This window comes from Allobosea robiniae (assembly GCF_900102525.1).
Classification (GTDB): domain Bacteria; phylum Pseudomonadota; class Alphaproteobacteria; order Rhizobiales; family Beijerinckiaceae; genus Allobosea; species Allobosea robiniae.
Map to the genome: position 1 here is coordinate 580,630 of NZ_FNBZ01000003.1, position 25,613 is coordinate 606,242.

Below are 25,613 nucleotides of genomic sequence, written 5' to 3' on the forward strand. Positions count from 1 at the left end.
GTCAGGCCTCGATATGGGTTTGTGGTCCGGCAAGCTGCGCCTTGAGGCGGACAGCCGTTGCATGGATGTGAGCTCGCGCGACGCGCTCGGCTTCGTCGGGCTTGCGCTGCTGGATCGCGTCGAGAATTTCGCTGTGCTCGGCCACAGCGGCGCTCGCCCGCTCGCTCGACAGCGCGAAGGCCGGCGCGAACACCTGGGATGTCAGGTGCAGAAGCGGCACGAGGGTGACCAGCGACGCGTTCCGGGCCGCGCCGATGACCGCCAGATGAAAATCGACATTCGACTGGGAATAGGCGCTCGGGTTCCAGTCGGCGATCTGCTTCTTCTGCAGATCGACCAGCTCCGCCAGTTTCGCGATTTCGTCCGATGTCGCGCGTTCGGCCGCGTTGCGCGCCGCGACGCCGTCCATCGCCTCGCGCACGGCGTAGGCGTCCAGCAGCTTCGGCAGATCGGCCGTCGCGACCCTGACGCCGCTGCCCGGCTTGTTCACGACCAGCCCGTCGCGCTCCAGAACGCGAAACGCCTCGCGCAACGGCGTCCGGCTGATCCCGAATTCGGTGGCGATTCGCTCCTGCCGGAGCGTCGCGCCGGGCGCATAGACCCCGGCATAGATGCGCTCGCGCAGGGCCTGCGCCACCTCATCGAGAAGGCGCGACTGGCTGCGCCATTCGAGCACCTGGTCCATCGGTTTCTCCAAGATCGGGAGAATGGTATCCAGGATACAAGACCTGTCAACACGCTCTGGCGCGGTGCGGCATAGTTAAGGCCCGAAAAGGGAGCAGGCCCTAGCGGGCTGTCGCCATGCCGGCTTCGATCAGGCGATCGATCTCGGCTTCGTTTGCGGCGAGGTGATCGAGGAAGGCCCCGGCATGGGGCACGCGCTGTCCTGCGCCGGCATAGGGGACGCCCTCGCGAACGAAGGCGAACAATCGGCCGGTGACGGTGCCGAGCGGACTGGCCTTCCGCATCTCGATAGCCTGCGCCGCCACCATCAATTCCATCCCGAAGATCGAGCGGCAGAGCGTTGCCATCTCCGCCGTCCGGCGCGCCGCGAGACCGGCCATGCTCGCCCGATCGAGATTACCGTTCGAATGGCTCGAACTCGCGAGCTCGCTGACGACAGGGGCGCCGAGAAGCCGCGCCTCCGAGGTGATGGATTTGTGAAACTGCGCGAGGCCGTTGAAGCCCGGCAGGCCGACGCCGTCCTCCTCGATCAGGCCGACGCTCAGGCCCGACCAGAACGAATCGGCCTGCTTGGCCAGCCGCTCCGTCGAGCTGGTGACGACGGGCACCATGGCGAGCCGGGCGATATCGAGCGCCATCGCGAGCGCCACCATGTCGAAATTGGCGACCGAGACCAGTTGGCGCTGCTCGATCGCGACGATGGGGTTGTTCTGGCTGGCGCCGAGTTCGATCGCGAGTTGCCGGCCCGCAAAGGCGAGGCTGTCGGCGGCCGTTCCATGGATCAGCGGCAGCGAACGGAAGCTCAGCGGGTCCTGGAGATGGCGCGGCCCGCCGGCTCGCATCAGATAGCTGCCATCGAGATAGGCCCGGATCGCGCGGCCGTGGCGGAGCACGCCGTCGAAGGGACGCGAGTTCAGCGCGGCTTCCGAGACGATCGACGGATTGGCCGCAAAACCCTCCATGCTGAACGCACCGGCCAGCGTGGCGAGATCGAGCATACGCTCGAGATCGTGGAAGGCGAGGGCCGCGGTGCCGATCGACAGCGCGCTGGAATTCAGCAGGGCGAGCGCCTCGCCGGCCGCGAATTCATGGTCCTTGTAGAGTTCCAGCGCCAGGTCCGCGATCGGCGACATGTCGCTCTGGCCCATTGAGCCCCAGAGGTGGACATCGACCCGGCGATTCCCGTTCAGGGCCTCGACCAGCCTGTCGGCCATGACTGGCCTGACGCCGAGATAGCCGGTCGCCATGCTGTTGAGCAGCACGACCATCATGGCCCGCACGGTCTCGTGCGAGGCGAGGGGGCCGTGCCCCATGTTATGGGTCAGGAGCAGGCGGCGGTTGAATTCGGGAATTTTGTCCAGAGCCAGCATCGTGCCGGTCTTGGCCCCGACGCTGCTGGTGACGCCGTAGATCTTCTCGCCGTTGCGGACGACCTCGTCGACGACCGCGCGCGCGCGGCCGATGCGGTCGACCGCATCCCGCGTGAGAGCCACCCGCGCCCCGGACCGGGCGACCTGAACGACCTCTGCCGGAGTCAGACCTTGGCCGGAGATGTCGACGACGTTCTGCATGATGATCCGTCCTGGCGGCAATCTGCGATCGGAGTGCGCAGGCGGCGCAGGCGCGATCGATGAAAAGGACAATAATCTAGTTCATCGGATTAATGATGCGCCTGCGGCTCGTCAACCGCCGGTTGTTGGGGTAGCCTGCCGATTGTCGCAAGCCTGATCGGGAGCCGCATGATCGTCCGCAGCGTTTCTTCGAAGCCGTTGGATTTCAAACGGTCCGGTATTTCCCGCTATCATCAGCTCGCCACGCTGTTCCGGCGCCGGATCGAGGCCGGGCAGTGGCAGGTCGGGGCGCAGATCCCGACTGTCGACGAGCTGGCCACCGAATGCGGCGTGGCGCGGGCGACGATCCGTCAGGCGCTGGACCTGCTCGAAGACGACCAGCTGATCGAACGCTACCGCGCGCGCGGGACATTCGTGCGCAAGCGCCCGGCGGAGAATTTGTGGTGCGCGGTCGGGACGGACTGGTCGGGCCTGCTGCGCCCGAGCTACGACGCGACGATCGAGATCCTCCATGACGAGCCCGACAGGGTCCTCCATGCCTTCGAAGAGCAGATCGGGACGCTTGCCCCGGCCTATCGCCATGTCCGGCGTCGTCACTGGCGGCATGGGCAGCCCTTTCTTCTGGCCGATCTCCATATCGACGAACGGCTCCGCGACCGCATCGCCCAGCGCGACCTCGAATCGAAGACGGCCCTGCGCCTGATCTCCGAAGTCGAGGGCGTCGAGATCGCGGATGCGCGCCAGACGCTGACCATCGGCACGGCGGATATCGAGACCAGCGAGGCGCTCGGGATTTCCCTGGATTCCCCGGTCGCCTTCGTCCACCGGCAGGCCCTGGATCAGGATGGCGTGCTGGTGCTCGATGCGAAGGGCATCTACCGCGGGGATGTCGTCAAGTTCGACGTGAAGCTGCGGTAGGAATCACCGTCCTTTGAACTCGGGCGCGCGCTTCTCCAGAAAGGCACGCATTCCCTCTTTCTGGTCCTGCGTGTCGAAAAGCTGGACGAAGGCCTTGCGCTCCAGCGCGAGCGCCGTATCCAGGGGTACATCCTGCCCGAGCTGCACGACCTCCTTGATCGCCTGGACGGCGAGCGGCGGCATCGAAGCCACCGTCGCGGCGATGGCTAGCGAACGGTCGAGAGCGCTGCCGTCAGGCACGATCTCCGAGAGCAGGCCCGCCTGGAAGGCTTCGGCGGCGGTCAACGGCTCTCCCGTCAGGACGAGCTTCATGGTGCGGTACTTGCCGATGGCCCGCAGCAGGCGCTGCGTACCGCCGGCGCCGGGCATGATTCCGACGCGGATTTCCGGCTGGCCGAAACGGGCGCCTTCGCCGGCGACGATCATGTCGCAGCAGAGTGCCGTCTCGCAGCCGCCGCCCAGCGCATAGCCTTCGACGGCGGCGATCAGGATCTTCGGGCAACGCCTGAGCACCGTGAACATCCGGTCGGTCGCGAGCGTCTGATGCTGGGCCGGGCTCATCGGCTCCATTTCGGCGATATCCGTGCCGGCGATGAAATAGCCCCCGGCACCGGTCAGGACGATGACGCGTACGCTCGTGTCGGCCTCTAGCGTCAGGATGGCGTCGGCGATGCGCGCCTTGATGTCGAGATTGAGCGCGTTGCGGCGCTCCGGGCGGTTCAGCGTGATGACCGCGACGCCATCGGATGCGTGGCGGACGGCGACGGCTTCAGTCGAATCCATCTAGCCGCCTCCGAAGACCGGCTTGCGCTTTTCGGCAAAGGCTCGCTGCGCCTCCTTGGTATCCTCGGAGGACGCCAAGGCTACGGTCTGTGACTGCTCGAAGCGGTAGCCGTCACGCAGTTCGAGGCCTTCGGTGACATTGAAGGATCGCTTGGCCGCCTGGACCGCCGAAGGGCTTTTCGAGGCGATCTCGCGCGCGATCTCCTGAGCCAATTCGAGCAGGCGTTCGGCCGGCACGCAGTCCGAGGCGACGCCCATGCGATAGAGTTCCGAACCGCGCACCCGTCGCGCCGTATAGATCAGCATCCTGGCATCGGATTCCCGGAAGAAGCGCCTGACATGGCTGACCCCGCCGGCGAGCCCGACATCGACCTCGGTCATCGCGAAGAAGGCTTCCTCCGCCACGAGGATGATGTCGCAGCACAGGGCCAGCACGCAGCCGGCGCCGATCGCTGCGCCATTGACCGCGGCGATGACGGGCTTGGAACACTCCATCACGGTATCGAAGGACGCGCGCACGAGGCGATTATGGCGGGGATAGGCGCCCGGTTCCTCCGCCAGGCCGGGGCGTTCCTTCAGGTCGGCCCCTGCGGAGAAGGTCTTGCCGGCGCCGGTCAGCACGATCGCGCGCACGTCGGCGCGGTCGCTGAGGCTGTCGAAGACGGCGACGATCTCCTCCCGGAACTGGCGGTTCTGCGCGTTGACCGGCGGCCGGTCGATCGTCACCGTCGCGACGAAATCGCTGACGCTGACGGTCAAAGTTTCGGGGGTGTTGGTCATCTCAAACTCCGTAACGAACGCGGCTTCGGGCCAGCATCAGAACCCGTAGAGCTTGCGGGGATTGTCGACGAGGATCTGCTGGCGAAGCCCGGCATCCGGAACCCATTCGGCGAACAGGTCGAGCAGATGCCCGACATCGGGAGCGCGTTCGGCCAGGCGAAGATGCGGCCAGTCCGAGCCCCAGATCACCCGCTCCGGGTTGGCCTCGATCAGCGCATCATGGAACGGCCGGGCATCGGCATAATCCGGAAAATCCTGAGAGCAGCGGCACAGGACGAGCTTGATCCAGAGCCAGCCTTCGCGAAGCGCGTCGAGGATCATCCTGAACGACGGATCGTCCAGCCCGCGCGCGATCTGCAGGCCCGCCATATGGTCCAGCACGATCGGGAGGCCACTGGCGCGGTAGAGCGGCAGGTTCTCGACATGCCGGTCGATCCCGGCCCAGATCTCGGCATGCCAGCCCCTTTCGCGCATGCCGGGAGCCATGGCGGCGAGAGCCTCGGTGCCGACCGAGCCCGGAAAGGGGCCTGCTCCGCCGGGCACCGTCATGTCGTTGAAACGCAAGCCCCGGATGCCCGCCGCGTCCCAGGCATCGAGATCGGCCTGCGGCACCCGCTCGCTCGCGGCGGCGATGCCGCGCAGGCGCCCGCCACCTTGCGAGAGGGCGTCGAGGATCGGCGAAGGGTCTTCGCCATAGGCGCCGGGCTGGACGAGGACGCCATGGGCCAGGCCGATGCGATCCAGCATGCCGCGATGCGCTGCCGCTGGTGCCAAGGGCGCCGCGTAATGCATCCGGTGCGACACGGGAAAGCGCTCATAGGGGCCGAAGACATGCGCGTGGCAGTCGCAGGCTCCGGCCGGCAGCGTCCAGCCGGGAGGGCGGTGCGATCTCGGGAGGACGGTCTCAGTCACGGCTGATGTCCTCGGCCACCCGCAGGGAGGCGGGCAAGCGTGTCGGCCCGTCCTGCAGCTTGGGCAAGGGCGGAGCGGCTCCGTCCGGCAGCGGGATTCCATGCGCGTTCAGCGTCATCGACACCATCGTGTAGTAACCGATCACGCCGGTGAGCTCGACCGCGCCGCGCGCTCCCCATCGCGCGACGATCGCGGCATGCACGTCGTCGGGAACGGTGCCGGTCTGCACGAGCAGGCGGGCATATTCATAGACCTCCCGCTCCTCGTCCGCGACGAAGATCGGCGCCTGGCCCAGACGGATGGCCTCGATGCTGGCGGCGTCAAGGCCGGCGACCTTCGCCGCTTCGGCGTGGATGTAGAATTCGAGCTGGCTGTTCCAGTGGCGGCCGGCGACGATGATGGCGAGCTCGTTGAGCTTCGGCGGCAGCAGCGTGGAATAGCGCAGGAACTCGCCGAGCCGGGACCAGCGCGTGGCGAGTTCCGGACTGTGGATGACGGCCCGCAATGGCCCGACCAGCCGACCGCGCGGCCCAGAGACGACCTCGTCATAGACCTTGCGCTGATCGGGCGTCAGCTCGTCGACGGCCGGGAGGTGGAGGCGACCCATTCTGTCTTCCATCAAACTTGCTCGGCCAGGCCGATGTCACGGAGGATCTCGTCGGTATGCTCGCCGAGCAAGGGCGGGGGACGGTCGAAAGCGAGCGGCTCGTTCTCGAAGTTCAGCGGGCTGACGACCTGCGGAACCGTGCCGGCGAGTGGATGGGGCAGGTGGCGCAGCATGCCGCGATGCCTGACCTGCGGATCGTCGAACACCTCGGGGACCGTGTTGATTGGCGCGCAGGGAACGCCGGCGGCATCGAGCGCGGCGATGAGCGCGTCGCGGTCGAAGCGGCCGAAAGCGGCGCGCAGCAGCGGATCGAGCAGGCCGTGATTGGTCACACGCGCCGGATTGGTGGCGAAGCGCGCATCCTGCGCCCATTGCGGCTCGCCCAAGACCTCGCAGAGTTTTGCGAACTGCCCGTCATTGCCGACTGCGAGGACGATGAATCCGTCGGCGCAGGGGAAGACGTCCTGGGGCTGGATGTTGGGGTGGCGGTTGCCCCCGCGCACCGGCGCGCGTCCCGAGACCAGCCAGTTCATCGCCTGGTTGGCGAGGAAACCGGTCTGAACATCCAGCATGGCGAGGTCGATATTGTCGCCTCTGCCGGTCTCATTGCGCCTGACCAGCGCCGCGAGCACGCCGACGGCCGTATACATGCCGGTCATCAGGTCGACGATGGGAACGCCGACCTTCTGCGGCCCGGCGCCGGGCATTCCCTCGCGCTCGCCGGTGACGCTCATCAGGCCGCCCATGGCCTGGATCGCGAAATCATAGGCCGCCGCCGACTTGCGAGGACCGCTTTGCCCGAAGCCGGTCACCGAGGCGAAGATCAGGCGCGGATTGATCGCCTTGAGCGCCTCGTAGTCGAGACCATAGCGCTTGAGCGTCCCGACCTTGTAGTTCTCGACCACGATATCGCTCGTGGCGGCCAGCCGGCGGACGATGTCCTGCCCTTTCGCGCTGGTGATGTCGACGGTGATCGAGCGCTTGCCGCGATTGACCGAGAGGTAATAGCCGGCCTCGCTGGTCGGGTTGCCGGCCTCGTCCTTGAGATAGGGCGGCCCCCAGGCGCGCGTGTCGTCGCCGGCGCCGGGGCGTTCGACCTTGATGACGTCGGCGCCGAGATCGGCGAGAATCTGGGTCGCCCAAGGACCGGCCATGATGCGGCTGAGATCGAGGATCCGGACATGGCTGAGGGGGCCTTGGCGCTGGATATCAGCCATCGTCCCTGACCTCGGTGGCGATCGCGGAGGGGCGCTGGCGGAATTCGCCATGCCATTGCGCGAGCCGGGGATGGCTCGCCCGCCAGTCGAGATCCTCGAAGCGGAAATCGAGATAGGACAGGCAGCAGCCGAGCGCGATTCCCGATAGCTGCAGTGGCCCCGGGGAGATCAGGCCGGCTTCGCTCTCGAAGCGCGCGAGGGAGGCCGACGCCTTGGCGGCGAAACTCGACAGCCACTCCGCCGTCTGCCGTTCCGCCGGCTTATTGCGCTCGTTGCGCCAGAGGATCAGCAGGTCGAGAAACCCGGTCGCGAGTTCGTGCCGGCTGAGTTCTTTCCAGCGCTCCGGCCCCGCGGCGGGGATGATGATGCCGCCGCCGGCGAGCGAATCGAGATATTCGCAGATCAGGCCGGAATCGATCAGCACCGTGCCGTCGGCCAGGATCAGCGTTGGGATCTTGCTCAGCGGATTGTCGGGCAGCAGGTCCGGGTTCGGCTTCGTCATCTGGACGACCGTGCGCCGCAGCGTCAAACGATCGACGAGGCCGAGCTCATGAGCGGCCACCATCACCTTCCGCACGAAAGGCGATCGCGGCGACCAGTGAAGTGTCATATCGCCCATTGCATGCTCCCCGCCTGGACAGGCGTCGCCTTGTTAAGTCAGTTTTATGACCCATAGCGATCAGATGCCTGCCTGTCGAGCGCGGCCACGGCGCGGATCTGTAAAGTAACCTGCGGCGAAGCCAATCGGGCAAATATCGCCCTGTTTGGCAAATTCTTCCGCGCGCTGGATGGGACTTCGGCAGAAGCCGCTCCTGCGCCCCAGTTGACGGCGGCATTCCGCGCCAATAGGCTAGTCTTATGACCTTTAAAGAATAATCGGGAGGGGACGATGAAGGCACTGCAGGTGGTTTTCGGGGCAGCCGCGATTCTGGCATCGACTGCGGCGGCACAGGCGGGCACGCTGGAGAAGGTCAAGGAGCGCGGTGAGCTGATCTGCGGAACGAGCCCGGGCGTTCCCGGCTTCTCGCTGCCGAATGCGCAGGGGCAGTGGGGCGGGCTCGATGTCGATCTGTGCCGCGCCGTCGCCGCGACGGTCCTGGGCGATGCCAAGAAGGTCAAATACATCTCGCTCAACCCGAAGGATCGCTTCGCGGTCGTGCAATCGGGCGAGGTCGACGTGCTTTCGCGCCAGACCACCTGGTCTCTGTCGCGCGACACGACGCTCGGCCTGTTCTTCTCGGCGATCACCTATTTCGACGGGCAAGCGCTGATGGTCAAAAAGTCGATGGGGATCAAATCGGCGAAGGACCTCGGCGGCGCGACCGTCTGCGTCCAGGGCGGCACGACGACCGAACTGAACATCGCCGACTTCTTCCAGAAGAACGGCATGAAATACGAGCCAGTGAGCTTCGCCTCGGGCGACGAGGCCATCAAGGCGTTCGAGACCGGCCGCTGCGACGTCTTCACCACCGATGCGTCGGCGCTCTATGCCTATCGCCTGAAGGTCGCCAATGGTCAGGATTTCGTGATCCTGCCCGAGCTCATCTCGAAGGAGCCGCTCGGGCCGGCGGTTCGTCGCGGCGACGAAGCCTGGGCCAATATCGTCCGCTGGGCTCATTACGCGATGGTCAATGCCGAGGAATTGGGTCTCACCTCGGCTAATGTCGACGAGCAATTGAAATCGGCCAATCCCGAGATCAAGCGCTTCCTCGGGGTCGACGGCAATCTCGGCGAGGGGCTCGGGCTGACCAAGGACTGGGCCTACCGGATCGTCAAGCAGGTCGGCAATTACGGCGAGAGCTATGAGAAATATCTCGGGCCGTCATCGCCGCTTGGCATTCCGCGCGGCGCCAACAATCTCTGGTCGAAAGGCGGCCTGCAATACGCTCCGCCTGTTCGCTGACGAAGATGATCCCTGGCGATTTCGGAATCGGTAAAGGAACAGCGTCCCGCGACGATGCCTCTCGGTCGCCGCCGGGCTACGCCAGGGTCAATGGCGCTATGCCGCGAACACAGGCGCCAATGCGCTTCAGGATGCCTATGATCACCACAGTTGGGTATCGCGGCTGAATAACGCTGCGGTGCCCGCACGAGGCCGAGGCGCTCCCTGCTGATCCGCTCAGGGCGCCGCTTCGGCTTTCATTCGACTGCGGTGCCTTGCGATGAACATGCATGTTTCTCAGGCCGATCGTCCGGCGGTCAATGCGGGGATCGGCCAGTCGCTGCCGCGTAAGGAGGATGCGACCCTTGTGCGCGGCGAAGGGCGCTACACCGACGATCTGTCGCTGGACGGCCAGCTTTATGCGGCCTTCGTCCGCAGCCCCCATGCGCATGGCATCATTCGCGGCATCGACACGGCCGACGCGAAAGCCATGAAGGGCGTCGTCGCGATCTACACCGCTGCCGACCTCGACGGCCAGGGCTATGGCGCGCTGAAATGCCAGGTCGACCTGTCGAACCGCGACGGCGCAGCCATGAGGAAGCCGGTCCGGCACGCGCTGACGGGAGACAAGGTTCGCTTCGTCGGCGATCCCGTCGCCATGGTCGTCGCCCGCACGGCACTGCAGGCCCGCGATGCGGCCGAGGCCGTGTCGCTCGATATCGACATCCTGTCCGCGGTGACATCGGCCGAGGCTGCGCTTGCGCCCGGTGCGCCCCAGCTCTTCGACGACGTTCCCGGCAATCTCGTCATCGACTATCATTTCGGCGATGCCGGCAAGGTCGCGGCGGCCTTTGCGGAGGCCGCGCATGTCACCAGGGTGCGGATCGTCAACAACCGCATCGTCGTGAACCCGATCGAGCCGCGCGCGGCGATCGGAACCTATGACCGCAAGGCGAAGCGCTACACGCTCCATGCCCCGAGTCAGGGCGCCTTCGGCATGCGCAACAACCTCGCTGCGGCGATGGGCGTGCCGCAGGAGCGGATGCGCCTGGTGACCGGCCATGTCGGCGGTTCCTTCGGCATGAAGTCGGCGGTGTTTCCGGAATATGTCGTGCTGCTGCATGCGGCGCGGCTCCTGAAGAAGCCGGTGAAATGGGCCGATCAGCGTTCCGAGAGCTTCGTCTCCGACCATCACGGCCGCGACATGGTGTTCGAGGCCGAGCTCGCCCTCGATTCACGCGGACGCTTCCTCGCCACGCGCTTCACCGGCTTCGGCAATATGGGCGGTTATCTCTCGCCGCCCGGCCCGATGATGGCGACGCTGAACATCGGCAAGAACAGCGTCGGCATGTATCGCACGCCGCTGGTCGAGGTGCAGACGCGCTGCGCGCTCACCAATACCGCGCCGATCGGGGCCTATCGCGGGGCCGGGCGCCCCGAGGGCAATTACTTCATGGAGCGGCTGGTCGACAGCGCCGCCCGCGAGATGGGGATCGACGCGGCCGTCCTCCGGCAGCGCAACCTGATCGCGCCCGCCCAACTGCCGTGGAAGACCCCGATCGGGACGGTCTATGACAGCGGCGATTTCCCGGCGCTCTTCGCGCGGGCGCTGCAGGCGGCCGACTGGAAGGGCTACCGCGCGCGCGAACGCGCCAGCCGCAAGGCCGGCAAGCTGCGCGGCCGCGGCATCGGCTGCTATCTCGAAGTCACCGCTCCGCCGAGCAACGAGATGGGCGGCATCCATTTCGAGCCGGACGGCACGGTCACCATCGTCACCGGGACGCTCGATTACGGGCAGGGCCACTGGACGCCCTTCGCCCAGGTCCTGACCAGCCAGCTCGGCGTGCCCTTCGACAGGATCAGGCTCGTGCAGGGCGACAGCGATCGCCTGATCGCGGGCGGTGGCACCGGCGGCTCGAAATCGATCATGGCGAGCGGCTCGGCGATCATCGAGGCGAGCGAGCGCGTCATCGAGAAGGGCAAGCTCCTGAGCGCGCATTTCCTTGAAGCGGCTGTCGCCGATATCGAATTCACCGAGGGCCGCTTCAGCATTGCCGGAACCGATCGCTCGATCGGCATCATGGAGCTGGTGCGGAAGCTTCAGGCGGGCGCGGCGCTACCGGATGATTTGCCCAAGACGCTCGATGTCGACCACGTCTTCAAGGCGGCGCCCTCGGCCTATCCCAACGGCTGCCATATCGCCGAAGTCGAGATCGACCCGGAGACCGGCCATGTCGAGATCGCCAGCTATGTCATGGTCAATGATTTCGGGGTGCTGGTGAACCCGATGATCGTCGAGGGACAGCTCCATGGCGGCGTCGTGCAGGGCATCGGCCAGGCGATCTGCGAGATGACCTCCTATGACGAGAACGGCCAGCTCCTGACCGGGTCCTACATGGATTACGCGATGCCGCGGGCCGCCGACGTGCCCTTCTTCTCCTTCATCAGCCAGGGCGTCCCGACGCGGACCAACCCAGTCGGCGCCAAGGGCTGTGGCGAGGCCGGCTGCGCCGGCTCGCTGCCTTCGGTGATGAACGCGATCGTCGATGCGCTTTCGCCCCATGGCGTGCGCCATATCGACATGCCGGCGACGCCGCAGGCGATCTGGCGGGCCATCCACGCGCGATAGCGGTTACGGCGCCGGCGCCCCGGCTCAAGCCGGGCCGGGATCGCCTTGAGCGGGGGAGGCGGCGGCGGCTTCCCGCGAGGCCCGGCGGCGGCCCAGCTTGCTCATCCAGAGATAGATGATCGGCGTGGTGTAGAGCGTCAGGATCTGGCTCAGGATCAGCCCGCCGACGATGGTGATGCCGAGCGGGCGGCGCAGTTCCGCACCGGGGCCGGTCGCGATCATCAGCGGGACCGCGCCGAGCATGGCCGAAAGGGTCGTCATCAGGATCGGCCGGAAGCGTTCGAGGCAGGCCTCGAAGATCGCCTCGCGCGAGGGCATCGCGCGCTGGCGTTCGGCGGCGATGGCGAAATCGACCATCATGATGCCGTTCTTCTTGACGATGCCGATCAGCAGGATGATGCCGATGAAGGCGATGATGGTGAGGTCGGTGCCGGATATCCGCAGGGCGATCAGCGCGCCCAGGCCCGCCGAGGGCAGGGTCGAGAGGATCGTCACCGGGTGGATCAGGCTCTCGTAGAGCACGCCCAGGATGATGTAGACGGCCAGGATCGCGACCAGGATCATCATGCCCTGGCTGCCGGCCCCTTGCGCGAACGCCTTGGCATCCCCCGCGAACTCGGCCCGGAGCGAGGCCGGCATGTGCAGGCCCTCGACGGCGGCGACGACGGCGTCGCTCGCCTCCTGGATGCCGACGCCGGGCGCGAGGTCATAGGTGATCGTCACGGCCGGGAACTGGCCCTGGTGGTTGATCACGAGCGGGGCGGTCCCGCGCTCGACCTTGACCAGGCTGCGCAGCGGCACCTGCCTGCCGTTGCGGCCGGGCACGTAGAGATCGAGGATGTCCTCGGGGTCGCGGCTGCGCGAGGGGGCGACTTCGAGCACGACGCGGTACTGGTTGCGCGCGCCGTAGATCGTCGAGATCTGGCGCTGGCTGAAGGCATCGGCCAGCACGTTGTCGATGGCCTGGATCGCGACGCCGAGCTGCGAGGCCTTGTTGCGGTCGATCACGACCTGCGCCTCGAGCCCGCCCTGCTCGCGATCGGTCGAGACATCGACGAGTTCTGGCAGGGTGCGCAGCTTCTCCAGCACCTTGGGCACCCATTCCTGCAATTCGGGCAGGTCGGGGTCCCAGAGCGTGAACTGGTATTGCGAGCGGCCCTGCCGCCCGCCGGCGCGCACATCCTGCACCGGGGTCAGGAAGATGCGCAGACCCGGGATCGAGGAGAGGCGTCCGCGCAAACGGTTGACCACCTGCGCCGAGCTGACGCCGCGTTCCTCCAACGGCTTGAGGCTGACGAAGAAGCGCCCGGTATTCACCGAGCCGCCGCCGATGAAGGAGGCGACGCCGAAGACGGCGGGATCGGCCGCGACGATGGCGGCGCCACGCTGCTGGAGCTGCATCATCGCCGGGAAGGAGATATCGGTCGAGGCCTGGGTGAAGCCGATGACGAGGCCGGTGTCGTCCTGCGGAAAATAGCCCTTCGGCGCGCTGCGGAACATCTGCACGGTCAGCACCACCGTGGCGATCATCACGACGAGCATGAGCCAGCTATGCCGCAGTACGACCGTGAGCGTGCGGCCATAGAAGCGCGTCATTCCCGACAGCACGCGCTCGACGATGCGATCGAAGCGGCTGGGGGCATGCGGCCCGGCTTTCAGGAAATGCGCGCAGACCATCGGCGTGACGCTGAGCGAGACCACCGTCGAGACGAGGATCGCGAAGGTCAGGGTCAGCGTGAACTCGCGGAAGAAGCGGCCCGCCACCCCGTCCATGAAGAAAAGCGGGATGAAGGCCGCGATCAGGGACAGGCTGATCGAGATCACGGTGAAGCCGATCTGGCCGGCGCCGAGCAGGGCGGCCCGCAGCGGCGACATGCCCTTCGCGACATTGCGCTCGATGTTCTCGATCATGACGATGGCGTCGTCGACGACGAAGCCGACCGAGATGGTCACCGCCATCAGCGAGAGATTGTCGAGCGTGAAGCCGGCCACCCACATCGCCGCGAAGGTGCCGGCGATCGAGAGCGGCACGGTGACGCCCGCCGCGACCGTCAGGGTCGTGCGTCGCAGGAACAGGAAGACGACCAGCATCACCAGGGCGATCGAGATCAGCAGCGTATGCTGGATATCCGCGATCGAGGCGCGGATCGTGACGGTGCGGTCCGACATGATCGAGAACTGGATGCCGGCGGGCACCCATTTCTGGACCTCGGGCAGGAGCGCCTTCACCCGGTCGACCGTGTCGATGACGTTGGCGTCGGCCTGCTTGGTGATGGTGATGAGGATCGCCGGCTTGCCATTGTACCAGCCGGCGGCGCGGCTGTTGCGCACGCCGCGCTCGACGGTGGCGACATCGGCGAGCCGGACCACCGTGCCCTTGGCCGAGCGCACGACGATGTTGCCGTAGTCCTCGGGCTGGCGGATCTGGTTGTTGGCGGAGAGCGTCTCGCTCAATCGCCCGCCGTCAAAGGAGCCGACCGCCGAGACGGTGTTCGCGTTGACGATGGCCGTCCGGATCGTATCGAGACTCAGGCCCATGGCGGCGAGCTGGGCTGGGTCGACGCGCACGCGGATCGCCGGCTGCTCGGCGCCGTTGACCGTGACCTCGCCGACGCCCTCGACCTGCGCGATGCGCTGGGCGATGACGGTATCGGCGGCGTCGTACATCGCGCTCGGCGTCATCGTGTCCGAGGTCAGGGCCAGGATCAGGATTGGCGCGGCGTTGGGATTGGCCTTGCGGAATTGCGGCAGGGTCGGCAGGTCGCCGGGCAGATCGGTCGCGGCCGCGTTGAGCGCCGCCTGGACGTCGCGGGCGGCGCTGTCGGTGTTCCGCGTCAGGTCGAATTGCAGCACGATCGAGGTCGAGCCGAGCGAGCTCCGGGACGTGATCTCCGTCACGCCGGGGATCGAGCCGAGCCGGCGCTCCAGGGGCGCGGCGACGCTGCCGGCCATCGTCGCCGGATCGGCGCCGGGCCGGCTGGCGAAGACGCGGATCGTCGGAAAGTCGACGCTCGGCAGGCTCGCCACCGGCAGGAACATGTAGGCGACCATGCCGACGAGGAAGAGGCCGATCGCCATCAGCGTGGTGCCGACGGGGCGCAGGATGAAGGCGTCGGAGAGGCCCCGCACCGATTTCCAGCCCTTGTCCTCGTCGGGGGCGTCGCTCATTCGGCCGCCTCCGGATCGGGATAGGGCACGACGCCGTCGGGGCCGCCGCCGAGGCGCCGGCGCAGCTTTTCGAGTGCGAGATAGATCACCGGGGTGGTGTAGAGCGTCAGCAATTGGCTGAGCAGCAGGCCGCCGACGATGGTGATGCCGAGCGGCTGGCGCAATTCGCTGCCCGTGCCGGTCGCCAGCGCAAGCGGCAGGGCGCCGAGCAGGGCGGCGAGCGTCGTCATCATGATCGGCCGGAAGCGCAGCAGGCAGGCCTTGACGATAGCTTCCTCCGGCGAGAGGCCCTCATGCCGCTCGGCCTCGAGCGCGAAGTCGATCATCATGATCGCGTTCTTCTTGACGATGCCCATCAGCAGGATGATGCCGATCAGCGCCACGATCGAGAGTTCGCGGCCGGTCAGGATCAAGGCGAGGAGGGCGCCGACGCCAGCGGAAGGAAGCGTCGTCAGGATCGTGAAGGGGTGGACATAGCTCTCGTAGAGGATGCCGAGCACGAGATAGATCGTCACGATCGCGGCGAGGATCAGCCAGGGCTGGTTGGCAAGCGAGCGGTTGAACTCCGCCGCATCGGCGCTGAAGGAGCCCGATATCGCGCTGGGCATGCCGATCTCGCGTTCGACGGCGGCGATCATCTTGACGGCATCGCCGAGCGCCTCGCCGGGCGCCAGATCGAAGGAGACGGTCGCGGCCGGGAACTGCTCCTGATGGGCGATGGAAAGCGGCGCGGTCTCGCGGATCAGCCGGGTGAAGGAGGAGAGCGGCACCTGCACGCTGTTCTGCGTCACCGTCGAGCTGCCGGCGGAATTGGTCTGGCCCTGGGTATTGGTGTTGCCGGTGACGTAGAGCTTCGTGAGCGCAGAGGGGTCGCGCAGATATTGCGGCGCCGCCTCCAGGATGACGCGATACTGGTTCGACTGCTCGTAGATCGTGGCGATCTGGCGCTGGCCGAAGGCGTCGTAGAGCGTGTCGTTGACGGCCTGGATCGAGATGCCGAGCCGCCCGGCCTTGGCCCGGTCGATCTCGACGCGGGCGCGAAGCCCGCCATCCTGCGCCTCGTTGGCGACGTTGCGCACGATCGCTTCCCGCCGCAGCGCCTCCGAGAGCTTGCGGGCCCATTCCATCACCTGCAACTGGTCGGCGCCGGTCAGGGTGTACTGGTATTGCGAGCGGCTGGCGCGGGTCGTGATCTGGATGTCCTGAACCGGCTGGACATAGGCCACGACGCCGGGGATCGCGGCGGCCAGCGCACGCAGCCGCTCGGCGATCACGACCGCGTCGTCATGCCGTTCGTCCTTGGGGCGCAGCGTCACCGTCATGCGGGCAGTATTGAGCGTGGTGTTGGCTTGACCGATGCCGAGAACCGCGACGACGCCGGTGACATCGCCGTCCTGCTCGAAGGCCCGCGACACCTGTTCCTGCAAACGCTTCATCTCGTTGAAGGAGACGTCCGGCGAGGATTCCATGACGACATTGAGCAGGCCGGTATCCTGGCTGGGCAGAAAGCCCTTGGGGATGACGACATACATCCACACCGTCAGCACCAGTGTGACCAAAGTCGCGAGCAGCACGAGGCCGCGGAGCTTCAGGGCCCAACCGAGCGTCACCTCGTAAAGCCGCGCCATCGCCGAGACCGGCCATTCCGCCAGCCGCATCAGCGGGTTCTCGCGCTTGCCATCTTTATGGCGGAGCAGCCGCGCGCACATCATCGGCGTCAGCGTCAGCGAGACGATCGCCGAGACCACGACCGCGATGGTGAGCGTCAGGGCGAACTCGCGGAACATGCGGCCGACGAGCCCGGTCATGAACAGCAGCGGGATGAAGACCGCGACCAGCGAGACCGTCAGCGAAATGACGGTGAAGCCGATCTCGCGGGCGCCGTCATAGGCCGCCCGGAGCGGTTTCTTGCCCTGCTCCATGTTGCGCACGATGTTCTCGATCATCACGATCGCATCGTCGACGACGAAGCCGGTGCCGATGGTCAGGGCCATCAGCGAGAGGTTGTCGAGGCTGAAGCCGGCGAGCCACATCACCGCGAAGGTCGCGATCAGCGAGAGCGGCAGCGCCACGCCGGCGATGATCGTGGCGCGCACCGTGCGCAGGAAGAGCAGCACGACGAGCACGACGAGCGCGCAGGCCAGCACCAGCGTGAACTGCACGTCGGCGATCGAGGCGCGGATCGTCTCGGTGCGGTCGCTGACCACCTGCAATTCGACGCCGGCCGGCATACCGTTCTTGAGGCGCGGAATCTCTTCCTTCACCCTGGCGACCGTGGTGACGATATTGGCGCCCGGCTGGCGCATCACGTCGAGGACGACCGCCGTCTTGCCCTTGTACCAGGCGCCGACGCGGCTGTTCTCCAGGTCTTCCAGCACCACCGCGACGTCGCGCAGGAAAACCGGCGCGCCGCTGCGATAGGCGACGACGATGTCGCGATAGGCGCTTGCGCTGCCGATCTGGTCGTTGGCGCTGATCGTATAGGCCTGGTGATTGCCGTCGAGCGCGCCCTTGGCGCCGGAGACATTGGCGGCGACGGTTGCCGTGCGCAGGTCCTCCATACCGAGCCCGTAGGCGGCGAGCCGCGCGAGATCGGCCTGGATGCGGATCGCCGGCCTGACGCCGCCTTCGAGCGAGACATGGCCGACGCCGGAAACCTCCGAGAGACGCGGCGAGAGCAGCGTGTCGGCGAGGTCGCTGAGCTGGCGCAGCGAGACGGTGTCCGAGGTCAGCGCCAGCACCATGATCGGCGCATCGGCCGGGTTGATCTTCGCGTAGGTCGGCGGATAGGGCAGGGTGCGCGGCAGCGTCGAGCCTGCCGCATTGATCGCCGATTGCACGTCCTGCGCGGCCGCGTCGATGTCGCGGTCGAGGTCGAATTGCAGGGTGACCTGGCTGAGCCCGAAGGAGCTCTGCGAATACATCGTCGAGAGCGCCGGGATCTGGCCGAACTGCCGCTCCAGCGGCGCCGTCACCAGCGAGGCGATCGTCTCGGGATTCGCGCCCGGCAATTGCGTGGTGATCTGGATGGTCGGGAAATCGACCTGCGGCAGCGCCGCAACCGGCAGGCGCAGATAGCCGAGGATGCCGCAGAGCAGCACCGCGATGCCGAGCAGCGAGGTTGCGATGGGCCGGCTGATGAAAGGCGCGGACACGCTCATCGCGGCTGCCCCGTCATGGCTGCGCTTGCGGTCTTTGTGCACCCGATCCGCCGGCAGGGGAACCCTGCCCGCCGGGCGGCGCGCCTTCCGAAGGGGCTGCACCGTTGCGCCGCTGCCGGTTCTGGCGGGTGCCGTCGGTTCCGGCGGGTGCTTCCGGCGCCGGGGCGGCCGAGCCGGCTCCGGAGGCATCGCCGCCGCCCTGCTGGTCGCGCCGCCGCCCCTGGCCCTGGCCGGGCTCGCGCGTGCCGCGGCGGCCGGGCGCGGTGGCCGGCGGCTGGGCTGCCTCCTCCGGCGTTGAGACGCGCACCTTCGCCTTGTCGGTCAGGCGGGCGAAGCCGGTGGTGACGAGCTTGACCGGCGGCTCGACGCCGGCGGTGATCACGGCGGTCGTCTCGGTCTGCTGGCCGACGGTGACCGCGACCTGCCGCACCGTCTCGTCCTCGTCGACGGCGAAGACGTAGGCACCGTTCGGCCCGCGCTGGATCGCGGCGGTCGGGGCGACCACGACATTCTTCAGTACGTCGACGAAGACCCGGACATTGACGAACTGGCCCGGCCAGAGCTGGAGCCGCTCGTTCGGGAAGCGGGCCTTGACCTTGATCGTGCCGGTGGTCTGGTCGACGACGTTGTCGATGACCTCGACGACGCCCTTGTCGATGATCGTCGTGCCGTCGGAATCGAGCGCATCGACCTCGACTGGCCCGCGCGCCACGGCTGCGCTGACGGCGCGAAGCTGCTGCTGCGGCAGGTTGAAGATCATGGCGATCGGCCTGAGCTGGGTGATGACCACGAGGCCGTTCGTATCGGAGGCGCGCACGATATTGCCCTGGTCGACCTGGCGGATGCCGAGCCGGCCGTCGATCGGGGCGCGGACCGTGGTGTAGTCCAGAATGGCCTTGGCGTTGTCGATCGCGCCCTGGTCGGCGCGGACCTGCGCTTCCAGCTGTGCCACCGTGGCGCGCTGGGTGTCGGCCTGCTGGCGCGAGCCGTAATCGGTCTGGGCGAGCTTGGCATAGCGCTCGAGATCGGCGCGGGCATTGGCGAGCTGCGCCTCGTCCTGCGCCTTCTTGGCCATGGCCTGGTCGTATTGCGCCTGGTAGGTCGCCGGATCGACCTTGGCGAGGATATCGCCCTTCTTGACGTCCTGGCCGTCCTTGAAGGCGATTTCGAGCAGCCTTCCGTCGACCTGCGTGCGCACCGTCACGGTGTTCAGCGCCTGGATCGTGCCGACGGCATCGGCCGTGACCGGCACGTCGCCGCGGCGCGCCGCGGTCGCGATCACCGGGATCGGCCCCTCGCCGCCGCCGAAGCGGGCGCGACGGCCGCCGCGCCCGGCGCCTTGCTGGCCGGTCGAGACGCCGTCTCCGCTCTGGGGCATCCAGCCGTCATTATAGCTATGCCAGCCCCAGGCGGCGGCGATCAGCACGAGAAGGACGAGAAGACGCTTCATTCCGCCGCCTCTGTCGCTGTGATGGCGGCGCGGCGATCAGTCTCGGACCAGCCGCCGCCCAGCGCCTTGAACAGGTCGATATACGCAGTGAGTTTGCGCAGCTTGATCTGCGAGAGCTGATCCTGCGCCTGGAACAGGGTCTGCTGGGTGTTCAGGAGCGTCACGATGTCGATAGTGCCCTCGCGGAGCCGCTGCTCGGTGATGGAATAGGCGCGCCGCGCAGAGGCGACGACCTCCGCCTGCAGGCGTTCATGGCGGGTGTTTTCCTGGATCGCGATCAGCGCATTCTCGACATCGGCAAAGGCGCTGACGATGGCCTTGCGATAGGTCGCGATCAATTCGTCGGCCGTACCGCGTTCGAGTTCGACCCTGGCGCGCAGGTTGCCACCGTCGAGGATCGGCTGGACGAGGCCGGCCGCTGCCGAGGCGAAAGCGGCATCGGGCCGCAGCAGGTTCTTCAGCAAGGCGCTTTCGAGCCCGCCCTGGCCGGTCAGGCTGATGCTTGGATAGAGCGCCGCGCGGGCGGCATAGAGCGTCGCCTCCTGCGAGGTCAGCCTGGCTTCGGCCTCGGCGATGTCGGGCCGGCGCTGCAGCAATTGCGAGGGCAGGCCGGCGCGCACGCTCGGCACGGCGATCGCATTCAGGCTGCCGCCCTTGATCGTGATGGCGGCCGGCGTCTCGCCGACAAGGACGGCGAGCGTGACCTTGGCCTGGCGCTGCGCGAGTTCGAGGGCCGGCACGGAGGCCTTCTGCTGCGCCACGACGCTTTCCTGCTGCGCGATGTCGAGCTGGGTCGCGGTGCCCACCGAGAGCCTCGCCTGGATGACCTTGAGCGTCCGCTCGGCGACCGCGATGTTCTCGCGGGCGATGCGCAGGCGGTCCTGCGCCTCCAGAACCTGGAAATAGGTCGTGGTCACGCTGGAGATGGCGGTCAGCGCCACCACATCACGGTCGAAGCGCGTCGCCTCGGCCGCGAAACGTCCGGCATCGGCGCTCGCGCGGTTCTTGCCCCAGAAGTCGAGCTCGTAGCTCGCCGAGAGACCGAGGCTGAACTGGTTGCCGACGCTGTCGCTGAACGGTCCGCGCTTCGAGCCCAGCGTGCCAGGCCGCAGGCTGCGCGAAGCATCGCTCGAACCGCTCAGCGTCGGGTAGAGCGCCGCCGCCGAGACCCGCGACTGCGCGTCGGCCTGACGAATCCGCGTCATGGCAATGGCGATGTCGAAATTCGTGCCGGCCGTCCGCTCGATCAGCCGGTCGAGTTCGCGCGAGCGGAACAGGCGCGGCCAGTCCGGCGAGACGGCAGGCGATGCGCGCCGCTCGCCGGCGGCATAGTTGCGCGTAACGGTGACGCCGAGATCGGGACGCTGGTCGGCCGGCAGGCAGGCACCGAGGCAAAGAGCGATGGCTGCCGCGGAAGAAAGACGGAAAAGCGAATGTCCGACCGCGTGTCCCGCAAGATCACGCCTGTAGTCCGGCACCATTCCGCTCTTCTCCAGCCTCGATTCGAAAGAACGCGGAACACGGCGCGACAGAGCCGCTTCTAGAGCTAACGACGCGAGAGAGAAAGTGAATTTCTCTTCATGTTTGCCACCGGGGCGCCGTTGCCGGTTCGCCGGCATGGGGTCTACGCCGCACGGCGCTTGCAGCCATGACGGGCGGGTCGTGGTTCGCCCGGCTTGCACCGTGCTACACGGGCGCATGGTCGCGCGCTTCACCCTCGTCGAACTCAGCACTGCCCGGCAGGAGATCAAGAAAAGCCGCTTCATCGCGGTGGCCGGCCCGGTTGCGGACGAGGCGGCGGCCAGGGACTTCATCGCCGCACGATCGGACCCGGCGGCCAGTCACAATTGCTGGGCGTGGCGGTTCGGGCAGAGCTACCGGTTCAACGATGACGGAGAGCCGAGCGGTACCGCAGGCAAGCCGATCCTCGCCGCCATAGACGGGCAAGGGCTCGACGGCGTCGCCGTCGTCGTCACGCGCTGGTTCGGCGGCGTCCTGCTGGGCAGCGGCGGGTTGATGCGCGCCTATGGCGGGACGGCTGCCCAATGCCTGCGCGAGGCGGCGAAGGTGGCGCTCATCGAGACCGTCCCTGCAACGGTCACATGCGGCTTCGGCGATCTGACCCTGGTCCAGGCGCGGCTCGGCGCCGTGCCGGGCGTGCAGTTGCGGGATCAGGCTTTCACGGATACCGGCGCGGTCCTGGCGGTATCGGCTCCAAAGGCCGAAATCGATGGCGTGACCCGGCTGGTGATGGATCTCACCAGCGGGCGCGCCGTGATCAGATGGGACGAATAGGCAGATAGCCGCAACGCGGGCTCAACCGAAGGAGAGCCTGGCACGCTGCTGACCGTCTGAGTCGAAGTTTTCGGGGGCAAGCCAGGCTTCGTAGCCTGCCCGGAGGCGCGGCCAGTCGGCGTCGACCATCGCAAACCACGCGGTGTCGCGATTTTGGCCCTTCTGCACCATATGCTGCCGGAAGACGCCCTCCGGCGTGAAGCCGAAGCGCTGCGCCGCGCGCTTCGATGGCGCGTTGTGGTCGTTGCACTTCCATTCGAACCGGCGATAGCCCAGCGTATCGAAGGCGTAGCGCGCGAAGAGATAGAGCGCCTCCGTCGCGACGCGGCTGCGGGCGATCGCGGGACCCCACAGGATATTGCCGATCTCGATGACGCCGTGCACGGCATCGATCCGCATCAGCGCCTGCCGGCCCTCCGCCCGCCCGGAGTTCTTGTCGACGACCGCGAAGAAGAGCGGATCGGCCGAGGCCGAGGCCTTTTCGAGCCAGGGGCTGAGAGCAGCCATGTCGGCGGGCGCATCCTCGAACAGGTAACGGAAGCGATCATCCGCTCCGGGTTCGCGGGCTGAGGCGAGCAGGTCGTTCCCGTGTCTGGCGGGATCGAGCGGCTCGAGCCGGGCATAGCGCCCTTCCAGCACAATCCTCTCGGGGCGGGGAACGCCCTTCCAATCCGACAGATCCATGGCGATGCCCTGATTTCATGCGTGGTTGCCTCTGCCGCCGAGGCCGCAGCAGCGCATCACTGGCGGATTTTGTGGTGTGATGTATACTGCCACTTCTTTCAATCTGACCAAACCACTTTGCGATGTGACGATGCCGGCAAAGGCCTTCGCCTGGCGGCCGCTGGACAGGGCGGCCGGCGATCTCGAAGGGCAGCTCTATCGCGGGTTTCGGGATCGCATCCTCGACGGGACGCTGCCGGCCGGGGATCGTCTGCCGTCCTCGCGCGATCTGGCCGTGGCGCTCGGCGTCGCCCGCTCGACCGTGGTCCAGGCCTATGAGCGCCTGAAGGCCGACGGCTACCTCCTGGCGCAGGCAGGCTCGGCCACGCGCGTCGCCGCGATCGGGGCGGGGCCGCCCCCGCTCCTGCTCAAGCCGGCCGCGGGTGTTTCCGAGCCGGTTCGTCAGCCTGCGCCCTCCAGGCTTTTCGAACCCGGCGTGCCCGACCTCGCGGATTTCCCGCATGCAGGCTGGGCGCGCTATCTCGGTGCGCGCGCTCGCTCCCTGCGCATTCACGATCTCGGATATGGCGAGGCGGACGGCCTTCCGGAGCTGCGGGAAGCGATCCTCGAGCATGTCGCCAAGACGCGAGGTGTTCTTGCCCGGCCGGAGCAGGTCATGATCGTGCCCTCGACCCGGGCCGCCATCAACCTGCTGATCCGTGTGCTGATGCGGCCGGGCGATCCGACCGGCGGCGTGGCCTGGATGGAGGAGCCGGGTTATCCCACGGCACAGGCACTCCTGCGCGAGGGCGGGGCCAGGATCGTTCCCGTGCCTTGCGACGAGGCCGGTATCGACGTCGCGAAGGCTGCCGGGCCGCCGCCGCGCCTGATCTACGTGACGCCCTCGCATCAATACCCGACGGGTGTGACGATGAGCCTGCAACGGCGGCTCGCCTTGCTGGACGCCGCGCAGGCGCATGGTGCGGTCGTGATCGAGGATGATTACGATAGCGAGTTCCAGTACGGCTCGCGGCCGATCGCGGCGCTGCAGGGCATCGATCGCAACGGCCTCGTCGCCTATCTCGGCACCTTCTCCAAGATCTTCGCGCCGGGGGTACGCGTCGCCTATGCGATCGTCCCGGTGCGGTTGCTGGAGGCGTTCTCAGTCGCCCTGCAACTGCAAGGCGCCGTCGTGCCGATCCACATCCAGGCGGCCCTGGCCGATTTCATGCGGGACGGTCGCCTGCGCGGCTATATCCGCAAGATGAAGGCCCTCTACGCCGCACGCATGGCCGCGAGCGTCGCAGCGCTCGAGCAGCATTGCGGGGATGCCTTGCAGATCGCCGCCGGAGCCGGCGGGCTTCAATTGGCGACATGGTTCCGCGATCCGCATGTCGACGACCGGGCCGTTGCCGAAAGCTTGAAGGCGAATGGCTTTGCGATGCAGCCGATGGCGCGCTTCCATCTGGGGCGAGTGAGGCCGGGCCTGGTTTTCGGCATAGCGCGCGTCGCCCCGGCAACCGTGCAGACCCATGTCGCCGCGCTGGCCGGCATCCTGCGGCGATCTCGGCCCTCGGTGTGAGCGGCGGATTGACAGTGTTGCATGGATTGCTAATCAGGCTCCCGAGGTAACGTCCTCGATCCCGTGACGGGATTTGAATGTCCGGGAACGGCCCGGCCCTCTTCTCCGGGGCCGGCCCATGACGCGTTCCATGACCAGAATATCGAGCGCCGCGCCGCTGGTTCGGTGGTTCATCTCCTCCGCGACGCTGACCGTTCCCCAGGCGGCCGGCCCTGTCGCCTTCGCGCTGGTCGCCCTTGCTCTTACGGGCGACACCAGCGGGGGGCGGGGATGATCCTGGCGATGACGCTGGCCCAGGTCGCCGGCGCCATCCCGATCACCCGGGCGGGGCGGGGCCTGCCGCCGACGACCTTCCTGCGCCTGCTGGTGATCTTCCGTACGGCCGCCCTCGTCGCCGTCGCCCTGCTGGCGCATTACGCGGCACCCTTCATCTGGCTGGTGGCGTTCTCGGCGCTCGCGGGGGCCGTGAACGGCGCGGCCTTCGGATATCTGCGGACCGTTCTCAACCAGCTCGCACCACCGGCGAAGCTGCCGAGAGCGCTCGGCATCGCGGCCACGCTCAACGAGGTGACGTTCGTCCTGGCTCCCGTGGCGGCTTCCGGGCTGGGCACCCTGTCGCCCGTGTTCGCCGTTCTGGTCATCGCCGCCCTCGGCGCGATTCCGGCCCTGCTCGTTCCAACCGTCGGGTCGATCGCGACGGAGGAGATGCATCAGGCCGATGCCTCGATCATCAGCCCGGCGATCCTGCTCTGGCTGATCTGCGCGGCGGCGGGCAGCTCGACCGTGGCGGCGCTGGAGATCGGCGCGGTCGCGCTCGCGCTGCATTTCGGCTACGCGCCCGCCCTGGCGATCCTTTTCACCGTCCCGCTCTGTATCGCCTCGGTGCTCGGCGGCGTCTGGGTCAGCGTCCGCAACCGCATGGGGAGCCGCCGCGCCGTCCTGATCCAGCTGATGATCATGACGGCCGGTGCCATCCTCGCCGCATTGCAGATATCGATGACGGTCACGGTCCTTGGCGCGGTGCTGATCGGCGGGGTCCTGGCCCCGCTCGGCACCTATTATTCGCTTGTCCTCGATTCCCTCGCGCCTCCCAGGAAGCGGCCCGAGGTCTTCGCTCTGCTGCGGACGGCGAATGCCATCGGCATCATCATCGCCAGCGCAGTCATGACGGCCGTCTCGCTGTCGACGGCCCTGATTGTGGTGAGCTGCCTGATGGTCACGGTCGTACTCGTCGTCGCCGCCTCCTCGCCACGGAACCGGGACGCGCGATAGCCGTTGATCTCGAACGTCCCGCATGCGCGCAATCCCCAG

Annotated in this window: 20 protein-coding genes; 7 read left to right on the forward strand and 13 right to left on the reverse strand. The window is 67.3% G+C overall.

Annotated elements, in window-relative coordinates; translation table 11 throughout:
* Position 1: 1 nt before the first annotated feature.
* Both BLQ70_RS11695 and BLQ70_RS11700 read right to left on the reverse strand, forming a co-directional pair.
* Positions 2–685 (reverse strand): GntR family transcriptional regulator, encoded by a 684-nt coding sequence (locus BLQ70_RS11695; RefSeq protein WP_091857077.1) that lies wholly within the window; start codon positions 683–685, stop codon positions 2–4.
* A gap of 100 nt (positions 686–785) precedes the next feature.
* The gene (locus tag BLQ70_RS11700; RefSeq protein ID WP_091857078.1) at positions 786–2,255 is read right to left on the reverse strand and encodes an aromatic amino acid ammonia-lyase; all 1,470 of its coding nucleotides are present in this window, start codon (positions 2,253–2,255) and stop codon (positions 786–788) included.
* A gap of 198 nt (positions 2,256–2,453) precedes the next feature.
* On the opposite strand from BLQ70_RS11700, the gene BLQ70_RS11705 reads away from it, so the two are divergent.
* Positions 2,454–3,173: a GntR family transcriptional regulator gene (locus BLQ70_RS11705; protein WP_244511988.1), complete on the forward strand. Its 720-nt coding sequence runs from the start codon at positions 2,454–2,456 to the stop codon at positions 3,171–3,173.
* Positions 3,174–3,176: 3 nt separating this feature from the next.
* On the opposite strand, the gene BLQ70_RS11710 is transcribed toward BLQ70_RS11705, so the two are convergent.
* From BLQ70_RS11710 to BLQ70_RS11735, 6 genes are read right to left on the reverse strand one after another with little or no spacing between them, the layout of a single operon-like run.
* Entirely contained in the window at positions 3,177–3,956 is a 780-nt protein-coding gene (locus tag BLQ70_RS11710) for an enoyl-CoA hydratase-related protein (protein ID WP_091857080.1), read from the reverse strand.
* Entirely contained in the window at positions 3,957–4,736 is a 780-nt protein-coding gene (locus tag BLQ70_RS11715) for an enoyl-CoA hydratase/isomerase family protein (RefSeq protein WP_091857081.1), read from the reverse strand.
* Between the two features lie 36 nt (positions 4,737–4,772).
* Complete coding sequence (locus BLQ70_RS11720; protein ID WP_210184275.1) at positions 4,773–5,648, reverse strand: amidohydrolase family protein; 876 nt, start codon at positions 5,646–5,648, stop codon at positions 4,773–4,775.
* Entirely contained in the window at positions 5,641–6,255 is a 615-nt protein-coding gene (locus BLQ70_RS11725; protein WP_091857083.1) for a carboxymuconolactone decarboxylase family protein, read from the reverse strand. The genes BLQ70_RS11720 and BLQ70_RS11725 overlap by 8 nt, the downstream gene beginning before the upstream one ends.
* Positions 6,256–6,266: 11 nt before the next feature.
* The gene (locus tag BLQ70_RS11730; RefSeq protein WP_091857084.1) at positions 6,267–7,472 is read right to left on the reverse strand and encodes a CaiB/BaiF CoA transferase family protein; all 1,206 of its coding nucleotides are present in this window, start codon (positions 7,470–7,472) and stop codon (positions 6,267–6,269) included.
* Complete coding sequence (locus BLQ70_RS11735) at positions 7,465–8,091, reverse strand: glutathione S-transferase family protein (protein WP_210184276.1); 627 nt, start codon at positions 8,089–8,091, stop codon at positions 7,465–7,467. Before BLQ70_RS11735 ends, BLQ70_RS11730 begins: the two co-directional genes overlap by 8 nt.
* A 270-nt stretch (positions 8,092–8,361) precedes the next feature.
* Between BLQ70_RS11735 and BLQ70_RS11740 the strand changes: the two genes are divergently transcribed.
* Together BLQ70_RS11740 and BLQ70_RS11745 are read left to right on the forward strand one after the other, a co-directional pair.
* Positions 8,362–9,375 (forward strand): amino acid ABC transporter substrate-binding protein, encoded by a 1,014-nt coding sequence (locus tag BLQ70_RS11740; protein WP_091857085.1) that lies wholly within the window; start codon positions 8,362–8,364, stop codon positions 9,373–9,375.
* A gap of 259 nt (positions 9,376–9,634) precedes the next feature.
* Complete coding sequence (locus tag BLQ70_RS11745) at positions 9,635–11,983, forward strand: xanthine dehydrogenase family protein molybdopterin-binding subunit (protein ID WP_210184277.1); 2,349 nt, start codon at positions 9,635–9,637, stop codon at positions 11,981–11,983.
* A 24-nt stretch (positions 11,984–12,007) separates the two neighbouring features.
* Here the strand turns inward: BLQ70_RS11745 and BLQ70_RS11750 are convergent, their stop codons facing one another.
* The 4 genes from BLQ70_RS11750 to BLQ70_RS11765 are packed head-to-tail and all read right to left on the reverse strand — an operon-like array spanning position 12,008 to position 21,243.
* Positions 12,008–15,151, reverse strand: a complete 3,144-nt coding sequence (locus tag BLQ70_RS11750; protein WP_091857087.1) for an efflux RND transporter permease subunit — start codon at positions 15,149–15,151, stop codon at positions 12,008–12,010.
* Positions 15,148–18,312 carry an efflux RND transporter permease subunit gene (locus tag BLQ70_RS11755; RefSeq protein ID WP_091857088.1) on the reverse strand — a complete coding sequence of 1,055 codons (3,165 nt, stop codon included), beginning with the start codon at positions 18,310–18,312 and terminating at the stop codon, positions 15,148–15,150. Before BLQ70_RS11755 ends, BLQ70_RS11750 begins: the two co-directional genes overlap by 4 nt.
* Positions 18,313–18,325: 13 nt before the next feature.
* The gene (locus BLQ70_RS11760) at positions 18,326–19,762 is read right to left on the reverse strand and encodes an efflux RND transporter periplasmic adaptor subunit (RefSeq protein WP_091857089.1); all 1,437 of its coding nucleotides are present in this window, start codon (positions 19,760–19,762) and stop codon (positions 18,326–18,328) included.
* The gene (locus tag BLQ70_RS11765; RefSeq protein WP_091857090.1) at positions 19,759–21,243 is read right to left on the reverse strand and encodes an efflux transporter outer membrane subunit; all 1,485 of its coding nucleotides are present in this window, start codon (positions 21,241–21,243) and stop codon (positions 19,759–19,761) included. The genes BLQ70_RS11760 and BLQ70_RS11765 overlap by 4 nt, the downstream gene beginning before the upstream one ends.
* A 217-nt stretch (positions 21,244–21,460) precedes the next feature.
* Here BLQ70_RS11765 and BLQ70_RS11770 point away from each other — a divergent pair, with 217 nt between their 5' ends.
* Positions 21,461–22,057, forward strand: a complete 597-nt coding sequence (locus BLQ70_RS11770; protein ID WP_170843382.1) for an IMPACT family protein — start codon at positions 21,461–21,463, stop codon at positions 22,055–22,057.
* Between the two features lie 21 nt (positions 22,058–22,078).
* Here the strand turns inward: BLQ70_RS11770 and BLQ70_RS11775 are convergent, their stop codons facing one another.
* Positions 22,079–22,741, reverse strand: a complete 663-nt coding sequence (locus BLQ70_RS11775) for a GNAT family N-acetyltransferase (protein WP_091857092.1) — start codon at positions 22,739–22,741, stop codon at positions 22,079–22,081.
* Positions 22,742–22,820: 79 nt separating this feature from the next.
* Between BLQ70_RS11775 and pdxR the strand changes: the two genes are divergently transcribed.
* The 3 genes from pdxR (at position 22,821) to BLQ70_RS11785 (ending at position 25,574) form a co-directional block, all read left to right on the forward strand.
* Positions 22,821–24,302: a MocR-like pyridoxine biosynthesis transcription factor PdxR gene (gene pdxR, locus BLQ70_RS11780; protein ID WP_244511989.1), complete on the forward strand. Its 1,482-nt coding sequence runs from the start codon at positions 22,821–22,823 to the stop codon at positions 24,300–24,302.
* Positions 24,303–24,432: 130 nt separating this feature from the next.
* Complete coding sequence (locus BLQ70_RS25805) at positions 24,433–24,576, forward strand: hypothetical protein (RefSeq protein WP_210184278.1); 144 nt, start codon at positions 24,433–24,435, stop codon at positions 24,574–24,576.
* Between the two features lie 8 nt (positions 24,577–24,584).
* Positions 24,585–25,574: an MFS transporter gene (locus BLQ70_RS11785; protein WP_210184279.1), complete on the forward strand. Its 990-nt coding sequence runs from the start codon at positions 24,585–24,587 to the stop codon at positions 25,572–25,574.
* Positions 25,575–25,613: the final 39 nt, after the last annotated feature.

What these genes read in the sequence shown, in the direction of transcription:
- BLQ70_RS11695 (WP_091857077.1), bottom strand. Translation starts at nt 685, where the DNA reads ATGGACCAGGTGCTCGAATGGCGCAGCCAGTCGCGCCTTCTCGATGAG.
- BLQ70_RS11700 (WP_091857078.1), bottom strand. Translation starts at nt 2,255, where the DNA reads ATGCAGAACGTCGTCGACATCTCCGGCCAAGGTCTGACTCCGGCAGAG.
- BLQ70_RS11710 (WP_091857080.1), bottom strand. Translation starts at nt 3,956, where the DNA reads ATGGATTCGACTGAAGCCGTCGCCGTCCGCCACGCATCCGATGGCGTC.
- BLQ70_RS11715 (WP_091857081.1), bottom strand. Translation starts at nt 4,736, where the DNA reads ATGACCAACACCCCCGAAACTTTGACCGTCAGCGTCAGCGATTTCGTC.
- BLQ70_RS11725 (WP_091857083.1), bottom strand. Translation starts at nt 6,255, where the DNA reads ATGGGTCGCCTCCACCTCCCGGCCGTCGACGAGCTGACGCCCGATCAG.
- BLQ70_RS11730 (WP_091857084.1), bottom strand. Translation starts at nt 7,472, where the DNA reads ATGGCTGATATCCAGCGCCAAGGCCCCCTCAGCCATGTCCGGATCCTC.
- BLQ70_RS11735 (WP_210184276.1), bottom strand. Translation starts at nt 8,091, where the DNA reads ATGGGCGATATGACACTTCACTGGTCGCCGCGATCGCCTTTCGTGCGG.
- BLQ70_RS11740 (WP_091857085.1), top strand. Translation starts at nt 8,362, where the DNA reads ATGAAGGCACTGCAGGTGGTTTTCGGGGCAGCCGCGATTCTGGCATCG.
- BLQ70_RS11745 (WP_210184277.1), top strand. Translation starts at nt 9,635, where the DNA reads ATGAACATGCATGTTTCTCAGGCCGATCGTCCGGCGGTCAATGCGGGG.
- BLQ70_RS11750 (WP_091857087.1), bottom strand. Translation starts at nt 15,151, where the DNA reads ATGAGCGACGCCCCCGACGAGGACAAGGGCTGGAAATCGGTGCGGGGC.
- BLQ70_RS11755 (WP_091857088.1), bottom strand. Translation starts at nt 18,312, where the DNA reads ATGAGCGTGTCCGCGCCTTTCATCAGCCGGCCCATCGCAACCTCGCTG.
- BLQ70_RS11760 (WP_091857089.1), bottom strand. Translation starts at nt 19,762, where the DNA reads ATGAAGCGTCTTCTCGTCCTTCTCGTGCTGATCGCCGCCGCCTGGGGC.
- BLQ70_RS11765 (WP_091857090.1), bottom strand. Translation starts at nt 21,243, where the DNA reads ATGGTGCCGGACTACAGGCGTGATCTTGCGGGACACGCGGTCGGACAT.
- BLQ70_RS11770 (WP_170843382.1), top strand. Translation starts at nt 21,461, where the DNA reads ATGGTCGCGCGCTTCACCCTCGTCGAACTCAGCACTGCCCGGCAGGAG.
- BLQ70_RS11775 (WP_091857092.1), bottom strand. Translation starts at nt 22,741, where the DNA reads ATGGATCTGTCGGATTGGAAGGGCGTTCCCCGCCCCGAGAGGATTGTG.
- pdxR (WP_244511989.1), top strand. Translation starts at nt 22,821, where the DNA reads ATGTATACTGCCACTTCTTTCAATCTGACCAAACCACTTTGCGATGTG.
- BLQ70_RS25805 (WP_210184278.1), top strand. Translation starts at nt 24,433, where the DNA reads ATGACCAGAATATCGAGCGCCGCGCCGCTGGTTCGGTGGTTCATCTCC.
- BLQ70_RS11785 (WP_210184279.1), top strand. Translation starts at nt 24,585, where the DNA reads ATGACGCTGGCCCAGGTCGCCGGCGCCATCCCGATCACCCGGGCGGGG.